This window comes from Spirulina sp. CCY15215 (assembly GCF_016888125.1).
In the GTDB taxonomy this organism is placed as follows: Bacteria; Cyanobacteriota; Cyanobacteriia; order Cyanobacteriales; family Spirulinaceae; genus CCY15215.
Genome location: NZ_JACSWA010000268.1, coordinates 1 through 8,544, shown reverse-complemented (window position 1 = coordinate 8,544; position 8,544 = coordinate 1). Strand labels below are relative to the sequence as shown.

Annotated in this window: 4 protein-coding genes and 1 tRNA gene; 2 read left to right on the top strand and 3 right to left on the bottom strand. The window is 41.9% G+C overall.

Translation table 11 applies throughout. The features are described from left to right. Positions 1-431: 431 nt before the first annotated feature. The 3 genes from JUI58_RS02880 to JUI58_RS02870 form a co-directional block, all read right to left on the bottom strand. Positions 432-1,595 carry an iron-containing alcohol dehydrogenase family protein gene (locus JUI58_RS02880; RefSeq protein WP_204102240.1) on the bottom strand — a complete coding sequence of 388 codons (1,164 nt, stop codon included), beginning with the start codon at positions 1,593-1,595 and terminating at the stop codon, positions 432-434. 9 nt (positions 1,596-1,604) lie between these two features. Next, positions 1,605-2,135: a Ycf51 family protein gene (locus JUI58_RS02875; RefSeq protein ID WP_204102239.1), complete on the bottom strand. Its 531-nt coding sequence runs from the start codon at positions 2,133-2,135 to the stop codon at positions 1,605-1,607. A 126-nt stretch (positions 2,136-2,261) separates the two neighbouring features. After that, positions 2,262-7,610 carry an AAA family ATPase gene (locus JUI58_RS02870; protein WP_204102238.1) on the bottom strand — a complete coding sequence of 1,783 codons (5,349 nt, stop codon included), beginning with the start codon at positions 7,608-7,610 and terminating at the stop codon, positions 2,262-2,264. Positions 7,611-7,827: 217 nt separating this feature from the next. On the opposite strand from JUI58_RS02870, the gene JUI58_RS02865 reads away from it, so the two are divergent. Together JUI58_RS02865 and JUI58_RS02860 are read left to right on the top strand one after the other, a co-directional pair. After that, positions 7,828-8,211, top strand: a complete 384-nt coding sequence (locus tag JUI58_RS02865; RefSeq protein WP_204102237.1) for a DUF1818 family protein — start codon at positions 7,828-7,830, stop codon at positions 8,209-8,211. Between the two features lie 56 nt (positions 8,212-8,267). Continuing rightward, positions 8,268-8,341, top strand: a tRNA-Pro gene (locus JUI58_RS02860). The last annotated feature ends 203 nt before the right edge of the window (positions 8,342-8,544 follow it).

Sequence of the window (8,544 nt, the reverse complement as noted above, 5' to 3'; positions counted from 1 at the left end):
TCGTTCTCTTGGTGCGCGTTCCCTAGGTGAGGAAACCTCACCGGGGTCGCACCGCTTCCTCCCCAACCTACTTCGTTGAGGTTGGGGTATCCACTCATATATTTTTGATGAAGCTGGCTAATTCTTAATGTTTATTCATCAAGGTAGTTGGTTAGGAAAAGATTTACAGGTTTTTTATGTGATCTTAAATGCTTTTGGAGTCTTTGCCATGTTGTTTACCGGGATTATAATGACCCGTTTATTCCGCTCGAGTCGGCCTGCTAAAAAAGATTGAATTGCCCCTCATCATCCTACGGATAGAGGATTTATAATCATTCGAGTGGGAGCGTCTCGCCCCCTAGATTTATAATTGTTCGAGTAAGTATTATCGATTTGCTTGCAACTTTGAGATGCACCCAAATTTACACCCCAGTATTTGCGATCGCCTTCGATCATTCTTCCTGCATAGAAATAGCTGGCAAAGTTTTAGAAGCACTCACTTTTCGGCTATTTTCTGTAATAACCGTAGTGGAAACCATTGCCGCCATCAGTTGTTCTGGAGTCACAGCAAATGGTAATCTGTGAATGTCAGATTGAGGCTGACAGGCAATTTCCGCACTATGACGCAAAGCAGCTAAAGAGATACCGTCTAATCCCAAATCTTCTAAAGTTTTGGGTAAGCCAATATCGTGATAAAATTTTAATAATTGTTGTCGTGCTGTAATTGCGAGTTGATTGCCTTGTACCATCTCTTCTAAACGTAATTGAACGAGAATGCCATAAGCAACTTTTTCACCGTGTAAAATCCCGTGGGCTTCGGGAATATGGGTTAAACCATTATGCACGGCATGGGCAGCAACAGTGCGACAATTAGCCCCACCCAAACCCCCTATAACCCCTGCTAATAAAACACTAGCATCGACGACTTCTCGCCAGTCTTCTCCCCCTGGATTTTGTAGTGCTTGGGCAGACTTTTGCAAGAGAATATCCCGCAAAACTCGTGCTTGTTGGACTGCGGCGATCGTTAATGTAGCAGAGGAATTTCCACTACTCACCGAGGCTTCATACCACTTGGCGATCGCATCGCCAATACCCGCAATTAAAGTCCTTTGAGGGGCAGTTTGAATCAGATCGTAATCCAAAATGAGGAGATCGGGACAGCGATCGAGGGGAACATCATATTGAAATGCCCCTTCATTCGAGTAAACATTAGATAAGGCACTCCACGCGGCACAAGTTGCCCCAGAAGTGGGAATAGTAACGATGGGAAGCTGACTGCGATGGGCTAAAAGTTTGGCAGTATCGAGGGCTTTTCCTCCCCCCACTCCAATGATAAAATCTGCATTATGTGCCGCGATCGCCCCTTGTAAAATTGCCAGGGAACTTTCCGAACAATCAGGGGTATAACTAGCAGATTCTGCTGCCAGTTTATAGCGTTGAAAAACAGACTGAAGTTGAGGAAAAACGACCGGAAGAACGCGATCGCCACCTACAACTAAAGGACGTTTGCCTAAATGCGCGATGTCCTGACCGCATTGACTGATAATGCCATTTCCCCGCAGAATTTTAGCAGGAGAAATGAGAAGTGGGGTTATTGGAGAGGTTAGTTTTTCCATCGGTTACTGTTAACTATCAAGGGCGGAAAGTTTGTCCCAATTAGCGGGAAATAGTTCAATGGTGATATTTTCAGGATCGCGAGAATTGGATGGTTTTTTCGCTTCTCCTAAGTATAAAGGCAGTGAGAGTCCTGGTTCAGGATGAATAACAGTTCTCGCGCGAATTGTCACCATATTATCCTGCATTGCTAAACGTCCGAAGGGAGAAATATCAATAGCAGCTTGACGCAAGGTAGCTTCAACCTGCGATCGCGTCGTTTCCGGGGGAATGACTAACACCACATTGTCGGCTGCATTGTCAAAAACTAAAGTATAGCGGACGGATCCTGGAATGGCGATATGCTTGAATAGTCCTAAGTTGAGTCCAAAAAAGCCAACGGTGAGGACTACAGCAAAAGCGGTTGCCCCAAAAAGACGGAAACGCAACCCCCATTTGAGTAAGAAGGCAAGAATGGTAATAACGAAGAGGACGAGGGTTAAAATGCCGCACCACTGGGTATAAACGGCGAGATCTGTGGGAATGGGAAGATTTTCAAGCATTATCAAGGTTGATTGTTAAAATTGCGATCGCGTTAACATTATCCCTTAATCTTCCCGTTTTGGGCTGGATCTGGTGAAAATATTCGCTAAACTTAAGAAGTTGCGATCGCCATTTTTGCGGGTTTGCTACTGTCTTTTAATGATTAAAAGTGTGAGATCGTCGAACATTTTCTCTTTGCCAATATGGTGTTTCACGTCTTCAATAATGGCGTGTTGAATCTCTGCAACCGATCGCGACCAATATTGAGACACGCGATCGCAAAGTCTTTCGATCCCATAAAATTCTTGGTTCTCGTTTTGAGCCTCAATAATACCATCGGTGTAGAGAATGAGGCCGTCACCAATTTCTAACTCTAGGTCGCTACTTTGCACAAACTCGCTAATTTCTACTTCTAAACCAATCGGAAAACCTAAATCAATTGTATCGATGCGATGTATTTCTCCATCTTTTCTGACTGCTAAAATTTCCTCATGCTGTCCGCTTATACTAACCCGACCTTCTTGATAATTAAGCAAGACTAAAGTTAGATTTTTATCAACATTCATTCGTTGCACGTTGTTATAAATTGTGCGATTTAAGGTATTGAGAAAGCGTTTGGGATCTCGTTCCTGCAATTCATGCAGAGTTCGCACGGCAGTTTGAACCATAACCATTAAAATCCCGCTTTCTAAACCGTGGCCGGTGACATCTCCGATCGCAATTGTAACAATATCATCTTGTTGGAGAACATCATAATAATCTCCCCCAACTTCATCGGCAGGTTCCATAAATCCGGCGATCGCCAAACCGTTAATGCGATCGAGTTCTTCTGCTTTGGGGAGAATCATCTGCTGCATTTGCTTGGCCACATCCAATTCAGCCCCCAAGCGCAGATTCTCGGTGGTTAGTTTTTGGTTGAGGGTGCGGATCTCTGCATTGGCCTCGGCTAGTTGGGCGGTGCGCTGTTTGACTTTTTCTTCTAGGGTGTGATAAAGACGCGAATTAACAATGGAAATGGCAGCTTGTCCGGAAAGAAGTTGCAATAGTTGCAAGCGATCGGGAGAAAATGCCCCAGATGTGAGATTATTTTCCAGAAAAATAACACTAACGAGAGAACCGCGTTCGATCAGAGGAAAACAGAGCAGCGATCGCGATCGCTGTTTTTGGATGTAGGCATCTTCACTAAAATTACCTTCTAGGGCTGCATTGTGGAGAACAACAGTTTCTCCCGTGCGGGCGACGTAATGAATGAGGGATACAGGCAGGCGATCGTCAAGGGGTAAGGACTGCAAAACCGTAATTTCTGGGGATTCTACCCCACCTTCTGCTTCGATGCTCAATTGTCCCTGTTGTTCCAAAAGCAAGACTCCCCGCGTCGCACCTGCATTCGCTAAAATAAGGGTCATCAAGGTTTGCAGGAGTTTATCGAGGACAATTTCACTGCCGATCGCTTGGGAGGCTTCGATCGCGGCAGCTAAATCTAAAATCTCTCCGGTGCTGGTGCTGGTATTAGTAACGTTTAGGCTGCGAGTCTGAGTAATAGTTGTAGAGATTGTTTGTGTGGGACTTTGAATGAGGTCGGGATATTGGCGTGCGAGGCTTTCTACTTTAGTGATCGCCCCCCAGCGCGTATAACCATAATAGGCATCTCGTAAATAAGCGCAGGATACTTTTTCTATGCCGCGATCGCGGTAGAATTGGGCTGCAAGTTCGTTGGCAAGGGCTTCTTCTTGATAGTAGCCATTCTCCCTTGCACCGCGAATAGCGCGATCGTACACTTCTGCTGCTTGCCAATCTCGGCTTAAAACCCGCACTTTTTCTGCTGCAACTAGATCGTATTTATGCTGAAAATTCATCGGGGCATGAGTTGCCCAGATTTGCAGTTTAGCTTGATTTTCCTCTACTTTTTGCACAAAAATATCGCGTTCTCCGGCTTCAATGCGATCGAATAGTGCCAAACGAGTTAAGGAATCATAAAACACTAACACGGCACTCACAAAAATCCCTGGTACCGCAGCAATATTCGTTGCTGCGTGGAGGGCAAATTTGAGGGCATTTTCATACTCGCCAAATAAATAACTGAGAACCAGTTTATTAACATATAAGAAACTCAGTCCAGTGCGATCGCCATTGGCTTGATAAAAAGCCAACATTTCCTGTTCTTGATAATATTTTCCTGCTAACAAATCCGGCTGTTCGATGGAACTCGATAAATTTTCGACAGTTTGTTGATAAATCTCTAAATAACTCAGTGCTGCTTGTTGTTTAATTTTACGAATCGCATGATTATAGTTTACCATTTCTCGTGCCACTGCTGTTAATTCTTTTCCGCTCCAAAATAAATGATTGCAATAATCGTAAGCTGCCCAACCTGCATGAGCAATATCTCCTGTTTCAATTCCTTGAATATAAGTTGTTTTTAAGGGCTTTAAACTTTTATTTAGGCTATCTCGCCAGTGAGCAATGAAGAAATAAACAACAATATTAACTTTCGCGGTTAATTCTGGGACGTTTAACTGATTTAATAAATTTAATGCCAGTTGTCCGAATTGGTATCCCGCTTCAATTTCCCCGGTAATACTGGTTAAAATTAAACCATACCAAGCATAACCATAGGTCGATTCTGGTGCATTTCCCGATCGCATTGAAACAAGCGTCATTTGTAAAACAATAGGAATAAATAAGCTCGGATCGGCGATAATTGTCGGCACAACTAAACTGGATAATATTTCTAAAATAACTATTTTATTCTCTTCTTGTAAGAGAGAATGTTTGAGTAAATCTGAGGCTTGGCGATCGCCTAATATTTCTTTAATTTCTTTGATGTCGCGATTGAAATCGAAAGAATGCAAGCGAAGGAGTAAATTCGGGTCTAATAAGTCTACAATTTCTAATCCTTTTTCAATGGCTTCGCGAAATTTTTGTCTAGCGAGATAGGAATAGAGAAGAAGTTGTTCAACTTTAATGCGATCGAGAAGAGAACGAGCATTTTCTAACACTTCTCGGGCAAAGCGATCCATTGTTACAAAGTCGCCAAAAGAATAAGCAGCAGAAACAGCTTCTGTAGACAGAGAAAGCATGAGATTGTACTGCCTTAGCCAAGGGCGATCGCCGAGTAATTGAATCCCAGCTTGTAGATATTGTAATGCTGGTTCGTAGGCCGCAGAATCTTGAGATTTTTGTGCCGCAATGAGATTTAATTCGGCAATGCGATCGCGTTCAGACTCATCTATGATTAAATCAAGAGCAAGATTAAATTGATCGACAACATTAAATATTTTTGTCCTGATTTTTTCCGATTCTATTTTGTGTAAGAAGGCGCGACCTATTTTTAAATGAATCTCTTTTTTTTCTGATTCTTTAATAAGATTATAAGCTGCTTGTTGAATGCGATCGTGACCAAATTTATATTCTCGAATTAAGAGTTCTTCATCTAATTCAGAAAGCGGAAATATTAGTTCCGATCGCAATGCTGCTTGTAAATCGGAGAATACTTCTTTTGCCGATCGATCGCAGATAATTGAGAGAGTATCGAGATGAAATTCTGCTTCTAGACAAGCTGCGATATAAAGGGCTGTTTGGGTGCGATCGGGTAATTTATATAATTTATCAATCATCAATTCTACAACATTATCTGTAATATTAAGTGCCTTTATTGCTTGGATATTCCATTGCCAAGTGCGAGATGTTAAATCAAAATTAAGTTGCTTTTCGGTGTATAATGTTTTGATAAATTCGTTCGTAAAAAAAGGATTTCCTTTGGTTTTGCTGAAAATCAATTCAGAAAACGATCTGACCGTTGTTAAATTGGTATTTAAGGTATCGGAGAGAAGATAAGTAATTGTCTCACAGTCTAAAGGTTTGAGTTCAATTTCATTAATGATCGCCTTATCTTTCTCCAATTCATCTAACATCACCATTAAAGGATGAGTCGCACTAACTTCATTATTTCGGTAAGCACCAATGATGAGTAAATTACAAATATCAACATCATTCATGATGAGATAAATTAATTTGAGCGTTGCTGAATCTGCCCATTGTAAATCATCCAGAAAAATAACTAAAGGATGTTCCCACGAAGCAAAAACTTGCAGAAAATTGTTGAAAACAAGATGGAATCTATTTTGTGTTTCTGTAGGTGCAAGTTCGGCGATAGGAGGCTGTTTACCAATAATATATTCTACTTCTGGGATAACATCAATAATAATTTTCCCATTTGTTCCCAGAGATATTTGTAACTTTTCTTGCCATTGTTTTAAGCGATCGGAACTTTCAGTTAAAAGTTGTTGAATTAATCCTTGAAAAGCACGAACGAGGGCAGAATAAGGAATATTGCGCTGAAATTGGTCGAATTTTCCTGAAATAAAATAACCGCGCGATCGCGTCACAGACTTATGTAGTTCCTGGACTAAAGCAGATTTACCAATTCCTGAATATCCAGCAACTAGCATTAATTCACTCTTAGGGTTTTGAGAAGTCGGAGAGTCCTCAATTTTTCCCGTAACTCTTGCAAATGCAGTCAATAGTATTTTAATTTCTCGTTCTCGGCCATACAATTTCTGGGGAATTTGCAACTTCGTAGAAATATCGTGAGTTGCAAGGGGAAAATTAATAATTGTCCCTCGAGTTTGAAACTGTTCCCAACATCGTTCTAAATCTGCTTTTAATCCCCAAGCACTCTGATAGCGTTCCTCCGCAGTTTTTGCCATTAACTTCATCACAATATCACCCAGTACCTGCGGTATTTCTTGCCCGTTTTCTCTTGCCTGTTGCCTCATCCCTATTGCCTCTGGAATTTTAGCAATATGGCAGTGTACCAATTCCAAAGCATCATCGCTAGTAAACGGCAAAGTTCCCGTTAATAGTTCATAAAAAGTTACTCCGAGAGAATAAAAATCGCTACGATAATCGAGAAAGCGATTCATGCGTCCAGTTTGTTCGGGAGAAATATAAGCCAATGTTCCTTCTAAAACATCGGGACTTTTTAAGATCGGGTTTTCGCGAGTTAAAACCGAAGCAATACCAAAATCAATAATTTTAATTTGTTGAGTTTCCGGATGTACAACAAGATTAGCGGGATTAATATCTTTATGAATAATATTTTTGACATGAATTTGGCCGAGAGTATCGGCAATTTCGATCGCGATCGGTAAAAATTCCCCAATAGAGAACCCTTGTTGTTGATTGAGAGTGGAATTAAGATAGTTCCTTAAAGAAGTTCCACCAAAATCTTCGAGAACAAGAAACAGGGTATTGCGATAGGGTTTGAGATCGTAAACTTTAATAACACCCGGAATCTTAAGATTTTTGAGAATTTTATATTCTTGTCGATAGCGAGTTAAAGCATAAGATGAAGGATAATCAGACTTGAGCATCTTAAAGATCGCCTGCCGTTGCGTTTGTTCGTCAACCCCTCGATAGACAATGGAGTTAATGCTTTCGTAAATTTGAGCTTGGATTGTATAGCCTTTAAGGTCGATCTTCATTAGCGTCATGAAACTGAAAGTATTCATTCTATCGACTTACGAGAAGCGATCGCTACTATCGAGCCGATATTCTTGTCTCGATCCCCAACATATTCGCAATTGTTCAAGAAAGTTCCGGACGTTTGCAACGATCACCTTGTTTGAGTAACAAAATGTAATATTTTTAGGTCTGGCAAAGACTATGAAAAAAGATGGACAATAGTGGCGATCGCGAATAGATATAATTATGGAAGTTAAAGAAATTAAGGGACGCATCCTTAAAAATGGTTTGGGATGGCGTTTGGGGTGGCATCCCGAGGCAGATACCTATCGAGGATTAGTTGGGGGAGAAGATTGGGCATTTGAGCTAACAGAGGAGGAATGGCAGGATTTTTGCCGTTTGCTGGGGCAATTAGGGGAAACAATGAGCCAAATGGCAGGAGAATTGATGGAGGAAGAACGAATTACCTGCCAAGTGGAAAGCGATCGCCTCTGGTTGGAAGCTGAGGGTTTTCCCCATGCTTATGAGTTACGCCTAATTCTCAATTCTGGGCGACGATGCGAGGGCAATTGGTCTGCGGATGCGGTGGGAGAATTAGTAGCGGTGGCACCGATGCTTGCTGTTTTTTGATGAAGTTCCCCCATTTTCTGAAAACTGTGCTATGATTGGTAACTGCGAAAGCAATTCGGGGCGTAGCGCAGCTTGGTAGCGCACCACTTTGGGGTAGTGGGGGTCGTGGGTTCAAATCCCGCCGCTCCGATTTAATTGGGCATTGCATCGATACTTTCCACCTATCTACAAAATGCAAAAAGAGGACTCCCGCTAGACCCGAAGGGTTAGCGGTGAGATGACGAGCGCGTTCCCTCGGTGAATTCGATTCACCGGGGTCGCTCGTCTTTTTGCCAACAAACAAAACCGACCAAAGTAGGGACGTTAAATTTAACGTCCGTACACATGGATTGA

What these genes read in the sequence shown, in the direction of transcription:
- JUI58_RS02880 (WP_204102240.1), bottom strand. Translation starts at nt 1,595, where the DNA reads ATGGAAAAACTAACCTCTCCAATAACCCCACTTCTCATTTCTCCTGCT.
- JUI58_RS02875 (WP_204102239.1), bottom strand. Translation starts at nt 2,135, where the DNA reads ATGCTTGAAAATCTTCCCATTCCCACAGATCTCGCCGTTTATACCCAG.
- JUI58_RS02870 (WP_204102238.1), bottom strand. Translation starts at nt 7,610, where the DNA reads ATGACGCTAATGAAGATCGACCTTAAAGGCTATACAATCCAAGCTCAA.
- JUI58_RS02865 (WP_204102237.1), top strand. Translation starts at nt 7,828, where the DNA reads ATGGAAGTTAAAGAAATTAAGGGACGCATCCTTAAAAATGGTTTGGGA.